16 protein-coding genes and 1 tRNA gene are annotated in these 21,093 nt (G+C 32.9%); 6 read left to right on the top strand and 11 right to left on the bottom strand.

Translation table 11 applies throughout. From position 1 onward, the window contains the following. Positions 1-217 precede the first annotated feature (217 nt). From B0I03_RS08570 to B0I03_RS08585, 4 genes are all read right to left on the bottom strand, one after another. The gene (locus B0I03_RS08570; protein WP_146603279.1) at positions 218-808 is read right to left on the bottom strand and encodes an EF-Tu C-terminal domain-related protein; all 591 of its coding nucleotides are present in this window, start codon (positions 806-808) and stop codon (positions 218-220) included. A 76-nt stretch (positions 809-884) separates the two neighbouring features. Continuing rightward, the gene (locus B0I03_RS08575; RefSeq protein ID WP_111567033.1) at positions 885-2,627 is read right to left on the bottom strand and encodes a tyrosine-type recombinase/integrase; all 1,743 of its coding nucleotides are present in this window, start codon (positions 2,625-2,627) and stop codon (positions 885-887) included. Between the two features lie 193 nt (positions 2,628-2,820). Next, positions 2,821-2,902, bottom strand: a tRNA-Tyr gene (locus tag B0I03_RS08580). Positions 2,903-3,067: 165 nt separating this feature from the next. Continuing rightward, positions 3,068-4,192, bottom strand: coding sequence for a TlpA disulfide reductase family protein (locus B0I03_RS08585; protein ID WP_111567034.1), 1,125 nt, complete (start codon positions 4,190-4,192; stop codon positions 3,068-3,070). Between the two features lie 245 nt (positions 4,193-4,437). Here B0I03_RS08585 and rpsA point away from each other — a divergent pair, with 245 nt between their 5' ends. From rpsA to arsB, 6 genes are all read left to right on the top strand, one after another. Continuing rightward, complete coding sequence (rpsA, locus tag B0I03_RS08590) at positions 4,438-6,204, top strand: 30S ribosomal protein S1 (RefSeq protein WP_111567035.1); 1,767 nt, start codon at positions 4,438-4,440, stop codon at positions 6,202-6,204. 190 nt (positions 6,205-6,394) lie between these two features. After that, positions 6,395-8,803 (top strand): T9SS type A sorting domain-containing protein, encoded by a 2,409-nt coding sequence (locus tag B0I03_RS08595; protein WP_111567036.1) that lies wholly within the window; start codon positions 6,395-6,397, stop codon positions 8,801-8,803. Between the two features lie 122 nt (positions 8,804-8,925). After that, a complete protein-coding gene (locus tag B0I03_RS08600; RefSeq protein WP_026726706.1) occupies positions 8,926-9,249 on the top strand; it encodes an ArsR/SmtB family transcription factor in 324 nt (107 codons plus the stop codon). 36 nt (positions 9,250-9,285) lie between these two features. Continuing rightward, positions 9,286-9,762: a DUF6428 family protein gene (locus tag B0I03_RS08605; RefSeq protein ID WP_111567037.1), complete on the top strand. Its 477-nt coding sequence runs from the start codon at positions 9,286-9,288 to the stop codon at positions 9,760-9,762. 58 nt (positions 9,763-9,820) lie between these two features. Next, positions 9,821-10,429 carry an arsenate-mycothiol transferase ArsC gene (locus B0I03_RS08610; protein ID WP_111567038.1) on the top strand — a complete coding sequence of 203 codons (609 nt, stop codon included), beginning with the start codon at positions 9,821-9,823 and terminating at the stop codon, positions 10,427-10,429. Between the two features lie 4 nt (positions 10,430-10,433). After that, a complete protein-coding gene (gene arsB, locus B0I03_RS08615) occupies positions 10,434-11,465 on the top strand; it encodes an ACR3 family arsenite efflux transporter (RefSeq protein ID WP_111567039.1) in 1,032 nt (343 codons plus the stop codon). Between the two features lie 32 nt (positions 11,466-11,497). Here arsB and B0I03_RS08620 read toward each other — a convergent pair whose 3' ends face one another. From B0I03_RS08620 to B0I03_RS08650, 7 genes are all read right to left on the bottom strand, one after another. Beyond that, positions 11,498-13,228: a T9SS type A sorting domain-containing protein gene (locus tag B0I03_RS08620; protein ID WP_111567040.1), complete on the bottom strand. Its 1,731-nt coding sequence runs from the start codon at positions 13,226-13,228 to the stop codon at positions 11,498-11,500. A gap of 153 nt (positions 13,229-13,381) precedes the next feature. Continuing rightward, positions 13,382-13,639 carry a DUF6952 family protein gene (locus B0I03_RS08625; protein WP_111567041.1) on the bottom strand — a complete coding sequence of 86 codons (258 nt, stop codon included), beginning with the start codon at positions 13,637-13,639 and terminating at the stop codon, positions 13,382-13,384. Positions 13,640-13,715: 76 nt separating this feature from the next. Next, positions 13,716-14,024 (bottom strand): thioredoxin family protein, encoded by a 309-nt coding sequence (locus B0I03_RS08630; RefSeq protein WP_111567042.1) that lies wholly within the window; start codon positions 14,022-14,024, stop codon positions 13,716-13,718. Between the two features lie 91 nt (positions 14,025-14,115). Then, positions 14,116-14,751 carry a peroxiredoxin gene (locus tag B0I03_RS08635; RefSeq protein ID WP_111567043.1) on the bottom strand — a complete coding sequence of 212 codons (636 nt, stop codon included), beginning with the start codon at positions 14,749-14,751 and terminating at the stop codon, positions 14,116-14,118. Positions 14,752-14,947: 196 nt separating this feature from the next. Beyond that, complete coding sequence (katG, locus tag B0I03_RS08640; RefSeq protein ID WP_111567044.1) at positions 14,948-17,128, bottom strand: catalase/peroxidase HPI; 2,181 nt, start codon at positions 17,126-17,128, stop codon at positions 14,948-14,950. A 138-nt stretch (positions 17,129-17,266) separates the two neighbouring features. Continuing rightward, a complete protein-coding gene (gene nhaC, locus B0I03_RS08645) occupies positions 17,267-18,736 on the bottom strand; it encodes a Na+/H+ antiporter NhaC (RefSeq protein ID WP_111567045.1) in 1,470 nt (489 codons plus the stop codon). A gap of 109 nt (positions 18,737-18,845) precedes the next feature. Continuing rightward, on the bottom strand, positions 18,846-21,017 hold the full coding sequence (locus B0I03_RS08650; RefSeq protein ID WP_111567046.1) for a S9 family peptidase: 2,172 nt from the start codon (positions 21,015-21,017) through the stop codon (positions 18,846-18,848). Positions 21,018-21,093 lie beyond the last annotated feature (76 nt).

Consider the following 21,093-nt stretch of genomic DNA (forward strand, 5'->3'; position numbering starts at 1 on the left):
CAAGATTTTTGGATAACAATTTAAAAAATAATCTTTCGAAAAAATAGGAGAGAAGCTTTCAGCGTAAGTTCGGAAAATATGTTGCACACAACGTTATGAGGCTTGCTCTCAGTGGCGTTGAACCAACACCAAGCCATTACAAATATAACAAAACATTCCATTCAGCAGCGGATTTTCCGTAGGAAAATCCGGAAGTAGCCATTGAAGCAAACCGCTGTTAGTGGCTGGCTTTTAATATTGGATTTACAATTTCTAATATTTTTCCAGTTCCAATTATATTTGAGCCTTCTCGAAAATCAAATTCCAAATTCTCGAATAGTTGACCTTTAAAATATTCCGTCGCGATGATTTTAATTTCCGCTCTGACACTTTCTCCAGGGAATACCTTTTCTTGATCAATAAAAGTTTGAAAACCACACGTCAACATATTGTCAAATGGAAATTTTATATCTGGTCTATATCCAGAATATATTGCAGTTTTTCGACCCCCTTCTTCAGCAGTTCTGTATTTCAAGATTGCTATAAAATCAGGTTTGATTTTTACGCTTAAGTTGTCTAATTCCGGACTCGCATTTACTCTTGACATAAACCAAACCGTTCCTTTAGTTCTCCATATTTTATTTGCGAAAAGTATTCCTATAACAACTCCAACAAAACATATGCAAAGTGCAATTATTAAATTAGTCAAGTTTTGATTTCGGAAATAAATGAAAGCTCCAATTCCACTACAAATCAGAGTAGGCGATGCAACAATTTGCAACCATCCAATTACTTCAGTTATATTTTCAAAAACTTTAAAAATTTTCATTTGTGCGATTTTTGTTAAGCTTGCCACTAACTAGTAAATATCATCAAATATATGCAACTTTTTTTAACTTTAAAAACTATTCTTCAAGTTTTTTCTTACCTTTTATATCAACCATGCGATCTAGCGGACTCTGTATCCTATCAACAGCTGTTTTCGTTAAATGCGTATAAACAGTCGTAGTTTTTATACTCGAATGCCCCAAAAATTGCTGAATGTAGCGGATATCCGTGCCGTTTTCTAATAAATGAGTCGCAAAACTATGACGCAAAGTATGCACCGTAGCCTTCTTCTCTAAACCCGATAACTTTATAGCATTGCGCATCACCTGTTGCACACTTCCAGTGCTGTAAGGATCGCCCGCAAACTGACCTTCAAAAACATAATGTTTACCCTTGTAAAGTTCTCTATATAGCTGCAAAGAAGTAACAATAGAGTAGGGCAACATCACCATTCTATCTTTCTTGCCCTTAGCATTCTTAACATGAATCTTGTGTTCCTCAAATAAAATATCACTCCATTTCAAACTCACAATCTCACTCACACGCAACCCAGCTCCATAACCTATCAACAACAAAAGCTTGTGTTTCGGATTATCTACAACTTTAAAAATCTGCAAACACTCCTCCATAGTCAATACAACAGGCAACTTTTTCTCCTTCTTTGGTCGTGGAAGCACAAAACTATAGTCAATTTTTCCTAAAACTTGCTGATAATAAAATTGAACCCCATTCACCATACTATGTCCACTCGTAGCAGATAAACCGCGCTCCATTAAAGATCCTAAAAAACGAATAATTTCCTCTCTATTTATATCCTCAGGATTTCGATATTCAAAATATCGTAAAAATTGAACAAAAGCACCACAATACGTTCGCAATGTCGAACTACTGTAATTTAAAGCTAACAAAGTGTCAATCATCTTGCCCAGATAAATTTGAGCTTGCTCTGGAACCAAATCCAGTAAGCTTCTTTTCGTTTTAGATAAATCCAATTGTTTTTTATTGGGCAAATTTCGTTTATCCAAATAGTTTTTTGGAAGTAAAGACTCTATTGTAATGCCAGATGATTCAAATTGCAAAAACAACGAATCCATAACAACTGGTGCGGCAGGAAGCAAATAACAATCTTTTATTTTGCTGTAGCGCGCCATTGAAAAACGTTTTAATTTTTCATGAACCACTACCATTTTAGGAACATAAACTTCCATCCAAGAAACCGCTTCTGTGTGAGGTAAAACCTTAATTTTTCCTTTAAAAGCTATGGAATTCTTGTCAAAATAATCCGTTCCAAAAAAAGAAGCAATACCTAAAACAGTTTCCACTTGTTGTTTTACAATTTCATGTTTAAAAACCAAATAAGTCTTGTAATTTCCGTTCCAATAAACTCCTTTAATTTTCAGAAGTTGTTTGCTAATTTCATGATGAAAACGCATTTTAAAAACCCAATATTTACCAATGCTTGGCAACAATTGTAACTTCAATTTATCCGAAGTCATTTGTGTTTGTTTATGTTCAGGATTACTCAAAGAAGAGTCTAACTGAAGAGCGCTTGAAGAAGCTATGGGTGAAAGGTCACGGTTATCAATACCGGTCACCAAAGAAGCATTAGAAGATTCAGTAACAACAACCAAATCAGGAAAATGTGAACGTAATGCATGATAAGATGCTTTGGAATAATCTAAATACCAACACTTACGAGAACCGCTGTAAGTAGCGCCCAATCGTTTTAAAATGGCAATAATTTCAAAATCCTTCTCAAAAAACACCCCAATGCGATAAGCATCATGGTGAAAAATCTTTTCAATACGTATACTTTTCATGGCAAATACTAAATTTAAATGGCTTATAATCAACAAATATAAATAAAAATAAAAACATTTGATTTAATTAATGATAAAAAAGATACTAAGTAGATACTAGGTATATAATGGGTACATGGTGAATGTCAGAAGTATGTTTTAGTCTTATAAAACTGAAAGAAACAAAAAAAGCACCTCGTTAAAGGTGCTTTTGTGGGGAGAGCAGGATTCGAACCTGCGAAGATGTAATCAGCGGATTTACAGTCCGCCCTCGTTGGCCGCTTGAGTATCTCCCCAAGCCATCTTGCTTATTTGTCTAAGCGGTTGCAAATATAGAATTGTTTTTTATTCCTGCAAAGGAATTTTATACTATTTTACCGACTATTTTATAACGTTCTGTAAATGAAAAACATAAAAAAATTTCCCTAAGGAGATTTTTTTAAATATATTTTAAAGTAGGATTATTTTATTGCTAAAAGTTCTTTTACTTTAGCACGTAAAGCATCGCCTCTAAGGTCTTTTGCTACAATAACTCCTTTTGCATCTAAAATAAAAGTAGCAGGAATTGATTGAACATTATATTGTTTAGCAATAGGATCTTCCCAAAATTTAAGGTTAGAAACATGTGGCCATACTAAACCATCTTTTGCAATAGCGTCTTTCCATTTTGTTGCATCTTTATCTAAAGAAACTCCAATGATGTTTAATCCTTGAGGATGGAATTCATTGTATAAAGCTACTACATTAGGATTTTCAGCTCTACATGGTCCACACCAAGATGCCCAAAAATCAATGATAGTTACTTTTCCTAAAGATTCTTTTAAAGAAATCGTTTTTCCATCAGGTGATGGTGCAGAGAAGTTAGGAGCTGGTTTTCCAACTACAACCGCATTAAGAGCATCTAAAGCAGTTTTGATTTTTTTTCCGCTTTTTGTGTCTTGAATTTCTTTGCTTAGTCCGTTGAAATATGTTTTTACCTCTTCAGGAGTTAAATATTGTCTCATTAAAAAGTTTTCTAACAATAATACAGATAAATAAGCGTCTGGATTTTCTTTAATGAACTTTTTAGAATAGTCATTCATTTCGTTTTGAAATTTCTTGTATTCTTTTAATAGTTTATTAATGGTAACAGTGTCTTTGCTCATTTGTGCTTTTTGCATAGCAGGACCATTGTCTTTCTCAAATTTTACTACTTTTTCAGAGATAGCTCTAGTTTCTAAATTAAAGGTATGGAACTTTTCGTTATTAGGAGTTCCACCTAAAGTAGATTTGTGTAATGAATCTTTAACAATGTTGATTTCAATTTTACCTTCTTCTAAAATAATAGGTAAATTAATTTCTTCGTTTTCAATTCTAATAAATCCTATATCAATACCGTCAGTAATTCCTTTTAATTCAAATTTACCGTCTTTAACAACAGCAGTATCTTTAGCTAAAGATCCAGTTTCAGTTTGGATTTCTACAAAAACTTTTTTCCCATTTTCTACACCATTTGCAGTTCCAGAGATAAGAAATTCATTGTCTTTTAGGTTGTTGCATGCTACTATCAAAAGAGTAGATGCGATAATAAATACGATTTTTTTCATTATTGTTAGTTAAATTTTGGCAAATGTATTTAAAATAAATCAGTTACAAAACATAAAATAATGTTAGAACAAGAATAAAAACTTGGTTTCAAAGTTTTGTTAATCAAAAATATAGTTGTAATTTTGCGCACCTTTTGGCGGATAGCGTTTCCATTAGGTATCAATCATTTAAGTAAAACACTGCTGTTGTTTTCTAATTCGCATTAAGAAACGCTAGAAGCACGGCATACAAATTTTTAATCAGCATGTCTGAAATTAACAAAACACAAGAAGAGTTTTTAGCGAATTTTAACTGGCACAACTATGCAGAAGGTATTGATGCAGTTGACGAGAAAAACTTACAAGAATTTGAAGATCTAGTAACTAAAACTTTCATTTCTACAGGAGATGAGGAAGTAGTAGAAGGAGTTGTTGTAAGAATTACTGATAGAGATGCTATCGTTGATATCAACGCTAAATCTGAAGGTGTTATTTCTTTAAACGAATTCCGTTACAATCCTAACTTAAAAGTTGGTGATAAAGTAGAAGTATTAATCGACGTTCGTGAAGACAAAACAGGTCAGTTAGTATTATCTCACAGAAAAGCTAGAACTATCAAAGCATGGGATAGAGTTATTGCAGCTAACGAAACAGGAGAAATCGTTAACGGTTTCGTAAAATGTAGAACTAAAGGTGGTATGATCGTTGACGTATTCGGAATCGAAGCATTCTTACCAGGTTCTCAAATTGATGTAAAACCAATCCGTGATTACGATCAATATGTGAACAAAACTATGGAATTCAAAGTAGTTAAAATTAACCACGAATTCAAAAACGTAGTAGTATCTCACAAAGCACTTATCGAAGCTGATATCGAAGTTCAGAAAAAAGAAATTATCGGTCAGTTAGAAAAAGGTCAAGTATTAGAAGGTGTTGTTAAAAACATTACTTCTTATGGTGTATTTATCGACTTAGGAGGTGTAGACGGATTAATCCACATCACTGACTTATCTTGGTCAAGAATCAACCACCCATCTGAAGTATTAGAATTAGACCAAAAATTAAACGTTGTAATCCTTGATTTCGATGATGAGAAAACAAGAATTCAATTAGGTTTAAAACAATTACACGCTCATCCATGGGATGCTTTAGGAGCTGAATTAAAAGTAGGTGATAAAGTAAAAGGTAAAGTAGTTGTTTTAGCTGATTACGGTGCTTTCATCGAAGTTGCTGAAGGTGTTGAAGGTTTAATCCACGTTTCTGAAATGTCTTGGTCTACTCACTTAAGATCAGCTCAAGATTTCATGAAAATTGGTGATGAGGTAGAGGCAGTTATCTTAACTCTTGATAGAGATGAAAGAAAAATGTCTTTAGGAATCAAACAAATGACGCAAGATCCATGGACAGATATCACTGCTAAATACCCAGTAGGTTCTAAACACACTGGAATCGTTAGAAACTTTACTAACTTCGGAATTTTCGTTGAGTTAGAAGAAGGTATCGACGGTTTAGTATATATCTCTGATTTATCTTGGACTAAGAAAATCAAACACCCATCTGAATTTGTAAACGTAGGTGATAAATTAGACGTAGTTGTTTTAGAGTTAGACGTTGAAGGTCGTAAATTATCTTTAGGTCACAAACAAACAACTCCAAATCCTTGGGATAAGTATGAAGATGCTTTCGCTGTTGGAACTATCCACAACGGAACAATTTCAGAAATTGTTGACAAAGGAGCTACTGTAGAATTTGGTGACGATATCGTTGCTTTCATTCCTACACGTCACTTAGAAAAAGAAGACGGTAAAAAATTGAAAAAAGGAGATACTGCTGACTTTAAAGTTATTGAGTTCAATAAAGAATTCAAAAGAGTAGTAGCATCTCATACAGCTATCTTCAGAGAAGAAGAAGAGAAAAACGTTAAAACTGCAGTTGAAACTACATCAAATAGTACAGCTCAGACATCTACTTTAGGTGATAACAACGATATTCTTGCGGAATTAAAAGCTAAAATGGAAAAAGGAGGTAAATAATCTCACTTTTTTGTCACACTGAGCTTGCCGAAGTGTTATAAATCAATCCCGAAAGCAATTTCGGGATTTTTTATTGCTAAAAGGTGTGCGTTAATCTAATTGTTTAAAAAACGCATTGCAGTTTATTTTTTGTTGTAAAAAAAATTGTTAAAACATTTTTTTTTTTTTTCTTTACTAAAAATTTATACAAATGAAAAAATTGTACTTCTTTCTGTTTTTAGCTTTATTAGGTAGCATTACATTAGGGTATGCGCAACAAACCTACGTGCCAGACGACAACTTTGAACACTATTTAGAAACAACTGCTGGTATGGGTAATGGTATTGCTAATGATAATTATGTTACTACTGCTAATATTAACACGAAACTCTATTTAAATGTTAATAACAAAAATATTGCTGACTTAACAGGTATTGAAGATTTTGTGGCATTAACATCTTTAGATTGCCAAAATAATCAATTAACAAGTTTAGATGTATCTCAAAATGTCAATTTGGAATACTTACATTGTGGTTTTAATCAATTAACAAGTTTAGATGTATCTCAAAATGTTAATTTGGAATACTTACATTGTGGTTTTAATCAATTAACAAGTTTAGATGTATCTCAAAATGTTAATTTGGAATACTTAAATTGTGATGGTAATCAGTTAACAAGTTTAGATCTTTCACAAAATACTGCTTTAATAGATGTTTATTGCAATGCTAATCAATTAACAAGTATAGATATTTCACAAAGTAACGCTTTAATACGATTTTATTGTTATGATAATCAATTAACAGGTTTAGATGTTACACAAAATACAGCATTAGAAAAATTATGGTGCTTTGAAAATCAATTAACAAGTTTAGATGTATCTCAAAATGTCAATTTGGAATACTTAAATTGTGGTTTTAATCAATTAACAAGTTTAGATGTATCTCAAAATACCGCTTTGATAGAATTTGATTGTTATTATAATCAATTAACTAACTTAGATGTTTCTCAAAGTTTAGCTTTAGTTAATTTAAAGTGTGATTTTAATCAATTAACCAATTTAGATGTTTCTCAAAATTCTAATTTAACTTGGTTAGATTGCAATAATAATTCTTTAGAAGCTATAAATATTAAAAACAGAACTTATTTGTATACATTAGATTTTTCTAACAATCCAAATTTACAATATGTTTGTGCCGATGAAACAGATATTAATCAGGTACAACTAAAGATAAATGCGTATGGTTATAGTGCTACGTGTCATGTGAATAGTTATTGTTCTTTTACGCCTGGCGGAGCTTTTTATGAGATTACAGGAAACACAAAATTTGATTTCAATACAAATGGTTGTGACGCTACAGATACTAATTCTAATTTGAAATTTAATATTACTAATGGTAGTGTTGTGGGTTCTATAATTTCTAACCAAACTGGTAACTATTATATTCCTGTGCAATTAGGAAACCACACGGTAACTCCAAATCTTGAAAATCCTAACTATTTCAATATTTCACCTACGAGTTTTTCTGTAGACTTCCCTACGCAGGCTAGTCCGTTTACGCAAGATTTTTGTGTTACTGCTAATGGTATAAAATCGGATTTAGAAGTTATTTTAGTACCAATTACTCCAGCTCGTCCTGGTTTTGACGCTATTTATAAATTAGTATATAGAAATAAAGGAAATCAAATTGAAAACGGTTCTGTAAGCTTATCTTTTGATAATGCTGTTTTAGATTTCGTTGTTTCTTATCCTGTTTATTATGGTTTTACATGGAATTATTCTAATTTACAACCTTTTGAAACTAGAGAGATTATCTTAACTTTCAATGTGAATTCACCAACAGAAATACCAGCTGTAAATAACGGAGATGTTTTAAATTTTACGGCAACTATTAGTTCTGTAAATACAGATGAAACGCCTGCGGACAACACTTTTACATTAGACCAAACCGTCGTAGGTTCTTATGATCCAAACGATAAAACGTGTTTGCAAGGCGAAACAATTGAACCAAGCGAAGTAGGAAAGTACGTGCATTATGTAATTCGTTTTGAAAACACAGGAACTTTCCCTGCAGAAAATATTGTGGTAAAAGACATGATTGATTTAACCAAGTTTGATATTACTACTTTAGTTCCATTAAAAAGCAGTCATGATTTTTTCACTAGAATTAGTGGAAACAAAGTAGAGTTCATTTTTGAAAACATCAATTTAGATTTCAATGATGCAACAAATGATGGTTATGTAGCTTTTAAAATTAAAACGAAACCAACTTTAGTTTTAGGTAATACTTTTACTAACAATGCTAATATTTATTTTGACTATAATTTCCCAATTACAACAAACACTTATACAACTACTATTGCTGCTTTAAATACTCAAGATTTTGATTTTGGAAATTATTTTACCTTGTATCCAAATCCAGCAAAAGACCTTTTGCATATTCAACCAAAACAAGATTTAAATATAAAATCTGTTGAAATCTACAATCAATTAGGACAAATTGTTTTGGCAGTTACTAATACTGTAAATACAGTTGATGTAGCTAATTTAGCTTTAGGTACATATTTTGTAAAAGTAAATACCGAAAAAGGTAGTGCCAATGCGAAGTTTGTAAAAGAGTAACAATTTTGTCATGCTGAATTAGTTTCAGTATCTATAAACTAATCCCGAAAGAAATTTCGGGATTTTTTATTGTGTATTATATTTGTTTATCGTAATATTGCAATATAATAATTTAAAAAATCATGGGAGCTTCAAAATCTGATTCTTTTTCAATAGAGCAAAACGAAATGGCAACTTTGTTCAAAGCCTTGTCGCATCCTGCTCGTATAGCAATTGTAGACTATTTATTAACTGTGGATACTTGTATTTGTGGTGATATTGTAAACGAATTACCATTAGCACAGCCTACGATTTCGCAACACTTGAAAGAATTAAAAAACGCTAACATCATCAAAGGGACTATCGAGGGAACCGCAATCTGTTATTGTATCAATCCAGATACCATTGATAAAATTGAAAATCACTTTGGTATGATTCGTCATAAGTTAAAAAACAAATGTTGTTAGCTAATCACTTTTTACTAATCACTAATTACTAAAAAAATGAAATTATCAGAAATCAAAACCCAATTAAAAAAGCTTTCTCAAATAGCTTTTCAATTGCCAAATGGCGATTTAGTACCAAATCATTTTCATGTAACGGAAGTAGGTAAAATCACCAAACATTTCATCGATTGTGGTGGAGTTGTTCGTACAGAAGAAGTCGCAAACTTCCAACTTTGGGAAGCAAACGATTACGATCATAGATTACATCCTGAGAAATTGGTTCACATTATAGAGTTATCAGAAACTAAATTGCAAATTCCAGATTTAGAAATTGAAGTCGAATATCAAATGAAGGAAACTATCGGAAAATTCAGTTTAGATTTCGACGGAACCAACTTCCAGTTAAAGTCAAAATTAACCGATTGCTTAGCAAAAGACAATTGCGGCATTCCACTAGAAAAATTGAAAGTAAAAATAGGCGAGTGGAAACCGAAAGAAACTTCTTGTTGTACACCAGATTCAGGTTGTTGTTAATTTTTTAATTTAAAAAGGGCTAATCACTAATTACTTTTCACCATTCACTCAAATAATTATGTTAGAAAATTTATCAAAAACTATCGAAATTATCAAGAATATTTCAGTTTCAGAAGAACGAAAAGAAGTTTTAAAACCATTAGCTGATTATATTCAAAAGAAAGTTAATACTAACGAAGAAATTCGATTGAACTTCATTTGTACGCACAATTCCAGAAGAAGTCATTTGTCTCAAATTTGGGCACAAGTGATGGCATTTCAATTCGGAATCAAGAATGTTTTTTGCTATTCTGGCGGAACGGAAGCAACAGCAATGTTTCCAAAAGTGGGTGAAACGTTAATGAATCAAGGATTTCAAATTCAAAAAATCAGTAACGAACAAAATCCAGTTTACGCTGTGAAATTTGATGACAATCAACACCCAATCATCTGTTTTTCAAAAGCGTATTTCGATGATTTTAATCCGAAAACTAACTTTGGAGCCATCATGACGTGTAATAATGCTGATGAAGGTTGTCCAATGGTTTTTGGTGCAGAAGCCAGATTCCCAATCAAATATGACGATCCAAAAGCCTTTGATGGAACCGAATTAATGAACGAAAAATACGCTGAAAGAAGTTTACAAATTGCTAGTGAAATGTATTTTGTGTTTTCTCAAATAAAATAATACTATGAAAAAACGATTAGGATTTTTAGACCGTTATTTAACCCTTTGGATTTTTTTAGCGATGTTAATTGGAGTAGGAATAGGCTATTTTATTCCCAATTCTGCTGATTTTATCAATTCCTTTTCTTCTGGAACTACGAATGTTCCGTTGGCGATTGGATTGATTTTAATGATGTATCCACCCTTAACCAAAATCGATTTTTCTAAAGTGCCTCAAATGTTTGAAAAACCTAAGTTATTATCGGCTTCGTTTTTCATCACTTGGATCGTAGGGCCGTTTTTAATGTTTTCATTAGCGACTTTTTTCCTGAAAGATTATCCAGAATATATGATGGGATTAATCATCATCGGAATTGCACCTTGTATTGCCATGGTAATCGTTTGGAATGAATTAGCCGAAGGAAATCGTGAATTAACAGCAGGTTTAATCGGAATTAACAGTTTGTTGCAAGTGTTTTTCTTTAGTTTGTATGCTTATTTTTATTTGGAAGTCATGTTACCTTTATTCGGAATTAAAGGTTTAGAATTAAATATCACTATTTCAGAAATCGCTCAAACGGTTGGAATTTATCTCGGAATTCCGTTTGCAATGGCTGTAATAAGTCGTTATGCGATTAAAAAGTATATGGGTGATAAATTTTTTAATCAAAAGTTTATTCCTTTTGTTTCTCCAATTACACTTATAGCACTTTTATTTACTATTGTAGTCATGTTCAGCTTAAAAGGCGAAATGATTGTCGATTTACCAATAGACGTGGTTCGTATTGCCATTCCATTAGTGATTTTCTTTACTATTATGTTTTTCTTGATGTTTTTTGTTGCCAAGAAAATCGGTGCTAATTATCGTGATGCTGTGGCATTATCGTTTACAGCTTCGGGAAATAATTTTGAATTAGCCATCGCTGTTTCCATAGGTGTTTTCGGAATTAATAGCGGACAAGCGTTTGCTGGCGTTATCGGACCTTTAGTGGAAGTTCCTGCTTTGATAATTTTAGTAAATGTCGCCTTTTGGTTGAGAAAGAAATATTACAAATAAAAAAAACGCTCTAATTTAGAGCGTTTTTCGTTTTATTCTTTAATTACTTTTATCGTTTTCTGTTCCAAATCATTTTCTAATACAATTAAGTAAATTCCGCTCTCTAAACTAGCTAAATCTAAAGTATTAGAGGTTGAGTTTTCAAAAGTTTTAGTATCGATTAATTGCCCCAATACACTATAAATACTTGCTTTGGTTAAACTGATATTATCTAAATGTAAAATATCTTTAACTGGATTTGGATAATAGTTAAATGAAGTAAAACTGTTATCTCCAGTACTTAAAGTAGTAGTAATATTAAATTGATATGGTGTTTGGTAGTTGGTATTTGTTGGACTTGTACTCGTTAATCTCAAGAAGTAATCTCCCGGAGTAAGAGTTCTCGTAAAACTTAAAGTGTTTCCGCTATTATTTTGAGAAGCTCCAACAGCTGTTCCTGCGGAGTTTAAAATAGTTCCATTCATAGAAGAAGTTACAATACTAGTAACTGAAACCACTGCGTTTACATTATCAGTTACAGTAAATTTAAAGAAATCATTATCTGCACCTGTTGGGTTTTGAACGGTTGTATAACCAATGTAATCTTTGTTTGTGCTTATTCCGTATGCTAATTCTTTTACATTTGGTTCGTCTAAACCTTGCATTTGTTGGTAGTAATATCCGGGTAATTCAGTATGATTTTCAATAAAATCAAATCCCGATACATAATAAAATAATTTTGCTGGATATGTTAAGCTTGGATAATAATGGTTAAAGTTTGAAGATGGTTCAGAAACAACACCATCTGTTGTACCACCTGTAATTCTTCCAATGACACATGCGAAATCAATTAAATTGTCAATTGATTTTTGGTTTAAACCTTGAACGTTTTCTCCGATAATTCCATTGCAATTAACATCATAATTGTAAAAGTCATCTCCAGTTAAATGTTCGTTCATATTGGAAGAATTGTTAACTTCCATTCCTCCGAATAAAAATCTACCTTGATCACCACTGTAATAATAAGTTGTTTTTAAATCACGAATTGCCTCAGAACGTGTTTGAATTCCTCCAAACCAACCTAGTCCGCTATCACTTGCATTACTTCCTCCGTGTGGAGTTCCTAAAGTTAATAATTTAGCTACGTGATGTTGGTTGTCCGCTTGCCAATTGTAGGAGTTTTGAATGTATTCTCTTGAAGCCAAACCGCCCATACTATGTCCAACTAAAATCACTTTATCTTTTCCTGTAACTTCCATTACTCTTTGAACAGCAACTTTAACAGCAGCACCTTGTTTGGCAACGGCTGATTGATTACTCAAAACGGTTGTTCCAACAGCGCCATTTGGATTCACATTAAAATTCACATAATAATAATCACCATTTTGAACAAACGATTCAAATGCCGCTATATCTGCTCCGGCAGTAGGAAAAAAGTTTTTATTTGTGGTAGCATTGTTGTTGTCAGCGTTCAAGCAAAAGTCAAATCTACCCCCAAAAGCAAATGAGTATTGAGTATCGTAATAATCTGTAGCATCGTTCCAAGTTTCAGAACTCGAATTTAATCCGTGGATAAAAATAATTGGATAAGGTAATTTGCTTTCAAAAACGCGATTCGTTGTATTTTGAATTGGAGTTTTTAGTGGAAATATACTATCGTTTCGATATTCAAAATATTCAAATTCAGCTGGTCTTGGTTTGAATTCGACTCTTTGAGCTTGTGAAAAGCTTATTGATGAAATAAATAAAAAGGCAAATGATGCGACAAGAGTAATTTTATTCATACACACTATTTTTAATTTAATAATGTGCAATATATAAATAAATTGTTAAATTACTATGAATGCATATAATTTTTGTGTGATTTGAATATTAAAATGAAAAAAGCTCTATGTTTATCACATAAAGCTTAATATATTCATTCTTTTGAAATAGTATTATTTGTCTATCGAACCTAAAACTCGCTTCATAAAATCGTTTAAAGCGGTTTTTTTATCAGCTCCTTTTTTGATGGCTTGATGTACTTCAAGTGCACCATACATATTAGAAATTAATTCGGCAATTACATCTAATTCTTCATCTTTTAAAGAAGAAACTTCGCAAAGGTTTTCTAGAACTTCGATAGTTTCCACTAAATAATCTTGATCGTTATCCTCAATAAATTGAGTTAACTGTTTTATTACGGGTAATTTCATATTTATTTTTGTTTCAAGTTTAAGGTTTCAGGTTGTTTTTAGTTGTATCTACAAACTTGAAACATAAAACTTTTAATTAAATTACTTCATTAATCAATTCTGCTAAAACTTCAGCTTTATTAGTTTGTGTTTGATTAACTAATACACCATTTTTGAAAGTAGCAAACGTAGGTAAATTATCCACTTTTGCTAATTTTCTTGATTCTGGAAATTTTTCTGCATCAACCATTATGAAAGGAATTGATTCGTTTTGTGAAGCCATCATTTTGAATTTTGGTTTCATAATACGACAATTTCCACACCATGAAGCTGAGTATTGAACCACAACAGTTTCATTGTTTGCAATTACTTCCGCTAAATTATCTTGTTCTATTTCTGTAAACATAATTTGTAAATTTCAATTACAAGGGCAAGAACAAGTTCAAATCATTAATATAAAATTTGAACTTGAACTTGAGCTTGAATTTGTTATTGAATTAGTGAGAAGCTAAATAAGCAGCAGTACTGTTTCTATCAGCACTCATTGCTTCTTTTCCTTCTTCCCAGTTAGCTGGACAAACTTCACCTTTAGTTTGAACGTGAGTGTAAGCATCAATTAATCTTAAATACTCGTTTACGTTTCTTCCTAATGGCATATCGTTTACGCTTTCGTGGAATACTTTTCCATCTTCGTCAATTAAATAAGTAGCTCTGAAAGTAACGTTTGAACCTTCTAAGATTTCGTCATTTAAATCTTCGTTGTAAACCCATTCTGCATCTAAAATATCTAAAGCAGCAGCTAAGTTTCTTGTTGTATCAGCTAAAAGTGGGTAAGTTACTCCTTCGATTCCACCGTTATCTTTAGCTGTATTTAACCAAGCAAAGTGTACTTCGTTTGTATCACATGAAGCACCAATTACCATTGTGTTTCTTTTTTCAAATTCTTGTAAAGCAGCTTGAAAAGCGTGTAATTCTGTTGGGCATACGAAAGTAAAATCTTTTGGATACCAAAATAAGATTACTTTTTTCTTGTTGTTAGCCGCTTCTTCTAAAACGTTGATTCTTAAATTATCTCCCATGAAAGAGATTGCGTCTACTGTAATGTTTGGGAATTTTTTTCCAACTAATGCCATGATTTTGTATTTAAAATTATTGTTATTTTTCTGAGTGCGAAATTACAAATAGAAACAACAAAAAAACATGATATTTATTATATTTTTAGATATTGTGATAGATAAAAATTATGGAAGATTTTTCCATCAAAATTTAAAGTAATGAAATAAAAAAACCACCTGAAATTAGGTGGTTTTATTGAGCTTTATTTTGAAATTATTTCAAATCAAATCGGTCAGCGTTCATTACTTTTGTCCAAACGTTAATGAAATCATTTACGAATTTCTCTTTGTTGTCGTCTTGTGCATACACTTCTGCATAAGCACGAAGAATTGAATTTGAACCAAAGATTAAATCTACACGAGTTGCTGTCCATTTAGTAGCACCTGTTTTTCTGTTTACGATGTTGTAAAGATTATCTCCAACAGGTTTCCAAGAATAGTTCATATCGGTTAAGTTCACGAAGAAATCATTCGTAAGAACACCTTCTTTATCAGTGAAGACGCCATGTTTGGTTCCTCCAAAATTAGTTCCTAAAACACGCATTCCTCCAATTAAAGCCGTCATTTCTGTAGCGGTTAAACCTAAAAGTTGCGCTTTGTCCAACATTAATTCTTCTGGTTCCACAACATATTTCGCTTTCATGAAGTTTCTGAAAGCATCGTTTGTTGGTTCTAATACTTCGAATGATTCTGCATCTGTCATTTCTTGTGAAGCATCGCCTCTTCCGGCATGGAATGGAACTTTAACGTTAAATCCGCCTTCTTTTGCAGCTTGTTCGATTGCAGCACTTCCTCCTAAAACGATTAAATCGGCTAAGCTTACTTTTTTCGATAAACCAGCTTGGATTTCGACTAATTTATTTAAGACTTTTTGCAATCTTTCAGGTTCGTTGGCTACCCAATTTCTTTGTGGTTCCAATCGGATTCTTGCACCATTCGCACCACCTCTAAAATCGGAACCTCTAAAAGTTCTTGCGCTATCCCAAGCGGTATTGATTAATTCCGTTCTAGTTAATCCAGAATTTAATAATTTTATTTTTAAATCTTCGATTTCTGAATCTGATAAGGTGTAATCTGCTGTTGGAATAGGATCTTGCCAAATCAATTCTTCTTTTGGAGCATCGGCACCTAAATAGCGAGAACTTGGACCTAAATCTCTGTGTGTTAATTTGAACCAAGCTCTTGCGAAGACATCTGAAAAATAAGCAGGATCTTTGTAAAAACGCTCTGAAATTTCTCGGTATGCAGGGTCCATTTTCATCGCCATATCCGCATCTGTCATAATCGGATTTCTTTTTACTGAAGGATTATGTGCGTCGATTGGTTTGTCTTCTTCTTTAATATTAATTGGTTCCCATTGATTAGCACCAGCCGGACTTTTCTTTAATTCCCAATCGTAGTTTAATAATAAATGGAAATATTCGTTGTCCCAACGCGTTGGATGCGTTGTCCAAGAACCTTCTAAACCACTAGTAACGGCATTTGCACCGCCACCTTTTGGGTTTAACCAACCAAAACCTTGATTTTCAATTGGACCTGCTTCTGGTTCTGGACCTAATGTTGAGGCATCACCATTTCCGTGAGCTTTTCCAACGGTGTGACCTCCAGCTGTTAAGGCTACGGTTTCTTCATCATTCATCGCCATTCTTTGGAAGGTAACGCGAACGTCATGAGCTGTTTTTAATGGGTCAGGTTGTCCGTCAACGCCTTCTGGGTTTACGTAGATTAATCCCATCATTACTGCTGCTAACGGATTTTCTAAATCTCTTTCTCCTGAATATCTTGTGCCTTTACTTCCTGATTTAGCTAACCATTCTCTTTCTGCTCCCCAATAAATATCTTTTTCAGGGTGCCAAATATCTTCACGACCACCAGCGAATCCGAACGTTTTTAATCCCATCGATTCGTAGGCCATATTTCCGGCTAAAATCATTAAATCTGCCCAAGAAATTTTATTTCCATATTTCTTTTTGATTGGCCATAATAATCTTCGTGCTTTATCTAAATTTCCATTATCAGGCCAGCTATTTAAAGGAGCAAATCTCAAATTTCCCGTTCCAGAACCACCACGACCATCTGAAATTCTATAGGTTCCAGCAGAATGCCAAGCCATACGGATAAAAAGTCCACCATAGTGTCCCCAATCGGCTGGCCACCAATCTTGGCTTTCGGTCATTAAGTTTTTTAAATCGGACTTTAAGGCTTCTAAGTCTAGTTTTTTGAATTCCTCAGCATAATTGAAGTTTTCTCCTAATGGATTGGTTTTGGTATCATGTTGGTGCAAAATATCCAAATTCAATGATTTTGGCCACCAATCATGATTTTTAACACCATCACTTAATCCTTTTTGGTTTTGATGAAATGGGCATTTGCTAATGTCGTTTGAGTTTTCCATATTCAATAATTTTAATTTATGTTTGTAAGTGTTTGTTTTTTAATTTTTTACACTTGCTAATTTACGAATAAAAAAACCACTACCTTGTTAAAGTAATGGTTAAATTTTATTTAAGTATAAATTAAAATTATAGTAAATCTATTCTTTGATAGTATTAACTAATTGTTTAATTTTAATATTGAAAGCTGCGAAAATTAACGTCATAAATGGACTCAAAATATTAAAGAAGGCATAAGGTAAATAATCAAGAGTTGAAACACCAAGAGTTCCCGCTTGATAAGCACCACATGTATTCCATGGTACTAATACTGATGTTACCGTTCCAGTATCTTCCAATGTTCTACTTAAGTTTTCTGGAGCTAAACCTTTATCTTTGTATGCTTTGGCAAACATTTTTCCAGGAACTACAATCGCTAAATATTGGTCTGAAGCCGTAATGTTTAATGCTAAACAACTTCCCACAGTAGAAGCGAATAATCCAAAAGTTGAGTGTGCTAATTTTAGCAAGGATTCGCTAATTCTTGATAAAGCTCCAATGGCATCCATAATTCCTCCAAAAACCATAGCGCATAAAATCAACCAAATAGTAGGTAGCATTTTACCCATTCCACCAGAAGTAAATAAATCAGCAAGTGTTTTGTTTTCTGTAGGAACAATAACTTCAGTAGTTATGGCTTGCATTACACCTTTATAAGCCGATTTAAAAGTCATGTTTTCTGCACCTGTGATTCCGTTTACAATTTCAGGTTGAAAAATGATTGCAAAAATTCCAGCTAATAATGTTCCAACTAAAAGTGCAACTAAAGGTTCTGTTTTTTTAACGATTAATCCAATAACTATAATTGGAACTAAAAATAACCAAGGCGTTACGTTAAAACTTGTTGTTATTGAATTTAATAAATCATCTGTATTTGCTTCTCCTGTAACTTCTACAGAAAGTCCTAAAATGATGAATAGTATTAAAGTTATGATGTAAGTAGGTACCGTCGTTAAACTCATGTACTTGATGTGGGTAAACAAATCTGTTCCCGCCATAGCAGGAGCAAGGTTGGTTGTATCTGACATTGGCGATAATTTATCACCAAAATAAGCACCTGAAATTACAGCACCAGCCACCATACCAAGTTCAAAACCTAAAGCACCACCAATTCCAATTAAAGCAATACCTACTGTTGCTGAAGTTGTCCAAGAACTCCCCGTTGCAATAGAAATTACCGAGCAAATAATCAAAGTAGCCGGTAAAAACACAGCCGGACTCAAAATTTGTAAACCATAATAAATCATGGAAGGAATAATACCACTTACCATCCAAGTTCCCGCTAAAGCACCTACCATTAATAAAATTAAGATAGCTCCTGCAGTAGATTTGATGTTATTAGCTACTTCATCTAGCATTTTATGGAACGGAACTTTTGTAAAATATCCCATAATAGCCGCAACCCCACCACCAAGTAAAAGAATAAACTGATTACTTCCTCCTAAAGCATTATCATCGGGTCCGTTATAAGCAAAAAGCACATTGTAAGCAAGTATTCCAATTAGAGCGAAAACGGGAATTAAGGCTTCCCAAAGTTTTAACTCTCTGTTTTTTATGATTTTAGTATCCATTTAGTTTTGTTTGAGGTTGCAATATAGAAAAATGCTTTATATTTTGAAAACTTCTTAAAAAAGAAATCCGCTGATAATTCAACGGATTCGCTTTTTATTTTGTGAAAATTTATTTTTTCAAGTGTAAATCAAAGTAATCTGCAATTTTAGCATACATGTGAATGCGATCTCTTCCACCTACATTATGTTCGTGGTTTGGATATAAGAAATAATCTACTTGTTTTCCTGCTTTGATGCAAGCTTCAATAAAATTCATACTGTGTTGTTGTACTACCACAGGGTCTTGTGCTCCGTGAATAACCAACAATCTTCCTTTTAAATCTTTCGCTTTGTTTAATAAAGACGTTTTTTCATATCCTTCTGGATTTTCTTGTGGTGTATCCATATAGCGTTCTCCGTACATGATTTCGTAGTATTTCCAATCAATTACTGGACCACCTGCAACACCCACTTTAAATACGTCTGAATGATTCGTCATTAAAGAAGTCGTCATGAAACCACCATAACTCCATCCAAAAACTCCGATTTTATCAGCATCAACAAATGATTTTGATTTTAAGAATTCAATTCCTTTCATTTGATCTGCCATTTCGTTTACGCCTAAATTTCTATGCGTAACCTCACAGAATTTTTTCCCACGAGAATCACTTCCTCTATTATCTAACGTAAATACTACGTATCCTTTTTGAGCCATGTAAATATCGAAGAATCCAGCACCGCCTAACCAACGATTGTTCACTAATTGCGCATGAGAACCTCCGTAAACATAAACCATTACGGGATATTTTTTCGTAGCATCAAAGTTGCCTGGATAAATTAATCTTCCATTTAGCGGTGTTTTACCGTCAGGAGAAGTTAAGGTTACGAATTCAATTTTAGGTAAATCAATTTTTCCTGTGAAAGGATTTTCGGCTTTAACTAAAGAAGTATTCGCCATTTTATTTTTGATGTTTAAAATCGAAATTTCGTTTGGAGTAGTTAAGTTGCTGTATTGGTCTAAAATCATCGTTCCATCTGAAGAAACAGAAGCTGTGTGCGTTCCAGGAACAGTCGTTAATTGGATTGTTTTTCCTGATTTTAAATCCACTTGAAACAATTGGCGGTCTAATCCATTATTTGTTGTTCCAATGTAGTTTATTTTTGTGTTGGTAGCATCAAAACCTAATACATCTTTTACTACAACATCATTAAAACCTAAGTTTTTCAATAGTTTTCCATCGGTATTGTACAAATACATTTGGTTGAAACCAAAGAAATCCGTTTGGTAAATAAATTGAGTTGGGTTATTTGGAACAAAAGTTAATGCATGTTGTGGTTCTACCCAAGTAGCAGCTTTTTCCATAAACAACGTTTTAACAAAAGCACCTGTTGCCACATCATATTTGTTGAATTTCAAAAAATTTTGTTCACGATTTAAAATTCCAATGAAAATATGTTTTCCTGTTGGTTCCCAAGACACCATAGTTAAATATTGGTCTTTTGGTTCACCTGTTTGAATCGTTACTTTTTTACCCGAAGCTACATCATAAATTACCAAAGTGACATTCTCGCTAGTCATTCCAGCCATTGGATATTTGATGTCTTTGTTGATTGCTTCGCGCTCATTCCAATTTGTCAAAGGATAATTAGCTACCATAGTTTCATCTTTGCGATAGTAAGCCAATTGAGTTCCTTTTTCATTCCACCACATTCCTCTGTCGATACCAAATTCTTGACGGTGAACATAATCAGAACCGTTTACAATTGCTTTATTTTCGTCGTTGGTAACTTCAATAACTTGTCCCGATGGAGTTGTAATTCGAATGTTATTATCTTGTAACCAAGCTATATTATTATTAGAAGCGAATTTAGCTTGAGATCCTTCAATCGCATAACTAATCACAGAAGTAATTTGCTTTGAAACTACATCATAAGTTACTTTGTAATTGTTTTTCTTACCCGCAACTTCCGTTTCAAATGTATTTACAGTTTTCCAATTAATTGAAAATGGAAACGTTCTAATCGTAAACTCATCATTTGAAATTTTCGATTTCAAAGCGGTTTCAAATTCAGCTTTTGTAGCTAAAGTTGAAGCCGTCCAACCGTTTGCAGCACTTTTTTCAACTAGTGAAGAAAAGTCAGTGCTTAAATAGGTGATGGATTTTGAATCTTTACGCCATTGTTGGGCAGTTTGTGTTGTTGGAGCATATTTTCTTGGTCCTAAAACGGTTTCTTCAATGGTTAAATTTTGCGCAACAGCAAAACTTCCAACCAATAGAAAACTTAAAATATATTTTTTCATTACAGGTAAATTAATTGTGTATTAGAGTTCAAAGTTACGTATTTGTTACAAAAAAATCCGATTCATTGCTAAATCG

The sequence above is a fragment of the Flavobacterium aquaticum genome, from assembly GCF_003259835.1.
Classification (GTDB): domain Bacteria; phylum Bacteroidota; class Bacteroidia; order Flavobacteriales; family Flavobacteriaceae; genus Flavobacterium; species Flavobacterium aquaticum.